The organism is Peribacillus sp. CSMR9, assembly GCF_033141925.1.
GTDB classification, from domain to species: Bacteria; Bacillota; Bacilli; order Bacillales; family DSM-1321; genus Peribacillus; species Peribacillus simplex_A.
In genome coordinates this window covers 1-2,207 of sequence record NZ_JAOPHO010000159.1, presented here as the reverse complement: position 1 = coordinate 2,207, position 2,207 = coordinate 1, and the positions used below count along the sequence as shown (strand labels likewise).

Sequence of the window (2,207 nt, the reverse complement as noted above, 5' to 3'; positions counted from 1 at the left end):
GGAAGGCATGAAAAAAAGAAGGTGCAGTATACACCTTCTCAATGTGTGATTTTGAACTATCTTACAATGCCTAACACTTGCTTAAGGGAAAGTTCATATTTGTACCATCTTCTAAATAGTTCCATACTATTACTTTAGCACATCCAAAATGAATAAGTGTCCGTTTATCGTTCGCGAATCGTTCGCGCAAGAAAAGATCCATTAAAATCCACGCATGTTTTTAGCAAGTATATCTAGAAGAAAATTCATTATAAATTACAATGGAATCATTTTCTGTTTTGCTGAAAAATATTTGTATGTAGTTTGCTATGTAATGTAGTTTTTGCAACGAAATAATTAACATTATCTACCTTAAAAAAATTCAACGATCAGTGCTACAATTATCTTGAGGTGGTAACTTTGTTTATTTCTCCAATGCTATTGCACAAAACAGAGCAACCCTTCGAGGACGATGATTTCATAACTGAGCTCAAGCTTGATGGGATTCGTTTGATACTTTCTAAGTTTGATAATCAAATAAAGTTGTATACTCGTCATAAAAATGATTAAATATACTATAATAATAAGAGGATAAAATGTTCAATATACGACCATTTATTCTCTTTTTTTTGCATATTAAAATGATTAATAGGATTTAAAAAAATATGTCTATTATGTTTAGTATATTAGGGGGCAAGTTAAGCATATGAAGGTTCAAGAAGTTCATCTGGAAAATCTCAGAAAAAGATACATACTCATAGATAATGAGGGAGTTCCTGTTCTTCCGGTGTTAAAATACCTAAAATATCTTGATACAACCGGAAAGAGTACTAATACACAAAAGACTTATTGCTACGCATTGAAACAATATTTTGTTTACTTAAATCAAAAGAATATTAAATATAGTGAAGTTAAATTAGAACACTTAGTAGAATTTATTGGATGGTTAAGAAATCCTTTTGAAAACTTAAATACTACACCCCTTTCCAAAACAAACGCTAGAAAGACAGAGAGTACAATAAATTTGACTCTTACGGTAGTTACAGGTTTTTACAACTACCTTTTCAGAAACGAAGAAATTACAAAATCGTTAGCTGATACTGTTATGCAGGAGGTTTTTAACAGAGGACAAAGACATTATAAAGATCTCCTCTACCATGTGAATAAAAATAAATCAGTACATAAGAACATCTTGAAAATCAAAAAGAAGAGGAGAAAAATTAAGACATTAACTAAAGAGGACGTAAGGGAATTAATTATAGCAACTAGTAACATTAGAGATAAGCTGCTTTTACAAACTCTATTTGAAACAGGACTAAGGATTGGAGAACTACTTTCTCTCTACCTGGAGGACTTCGTGTTTGATCACAAAAATGGTCACCGGATACGATTAGTTGATCGGGGAGAATTAGAGAATGGAGCAAGATTGAAAACAGGAGAAAGAGAAATTTATGTTTCCCAAGAATTAATGGATTTGTATGATGACTACCTATACGAAATCTTAGATGAAATGGATATTCATAAAAATTTCGTATTTGTCAAACTACGTGGAAAAAATGTAGGTCAGGGCATGAATTACCAAGATGTATCAGCTCTATTTAAACGATTAAGGAAAAAAAGCAATATCTCTGTTCATCCTCACCTATTACGGCATTCTCACGCGACTCTATACTACAAACAAACTGGTGATATTAAACAAGTTCAAGAACGTTTAGGTCACAGTAATATTCAAACAACCATGAACTTATACCTTCACCCTTCTAAAGAAGATATTCGCAATAATTGGGAAAAAGCCCAACATGCTTTTAAGATTTACAACAAGAATAATCCTGGGGGGAACCAATGAATGAGTATCAATCCTTTATTAAGCCATGATTTTGAAAGTGTACACGATTACATGAGGAATGAATTATCGTCCTATGTGGTTCGTAATATCGATGAGGATGAAAATGTGCAAAAAGTATTTGTCAATAATCCATATTTTTTAATTGAGAATTCATGGCATATTAATTTTTTTAGGACAATTTCTAATTTTAAATCTTATTTAGTAAACCCTACTTTCAATAGGAAAAAAATCTATTTTCCATTCAAAAGCGAGCTAATTAATTTAGAACTTAAATTTTTTGTGTATAGAAAAATATTTCAGGATGAATGGAGTTAGTATAGTTTCATGGACACATTTTAGTTAAGTCCTTACAATGATTTTTGAGAGGATGTGTCCGTCTTGG

Annotated in this window: 2 protein-coding genes and 1 pseudogene; all 3 read left to right on the top strand. The window is 31.3% G+C overall.

Going from position 1 to position 2,207, the window contains the following annotated elements; genetic code table 11:
* Positions 1 to 399 precede the first annotated feature (399 nt).
* A pseudogene (locus N9I19_RS24505) lies at positions 400 to 546 on the top strand (ATP-dependent DNA ligase); the annotation flags it as partial.
* A 139-nt stretch (positions 547 to 685) separates the two neighbouring features.
* On the top strand, positions 686 to 1,825 hold the full coding sequence (locus tag N9I19_RS24500) for a tyrosine-type recombinase/integrase (protein WP_317779294.1): 1,140 nt from the start codon (positions 686 to 688) through the stop codon (positions 1,823 to 1,825).
* Positions 1,826 to 2,140 carry a hypothetical protein gene (locus tag N9I19_RS24495; RefSeq protein ID WP_317779293.1) on the top strand — a complete coding sequence of 105 codons (315 nt, stop codon included), beginning with the start codon at positions 1,826 to 1,828 and terminating at the stop codon, positions 2,138 to 2,140. It abuts the gene before it with no gap.
* Positions 2,141 to 2,207: the final 67 nt, after the last annotated feature.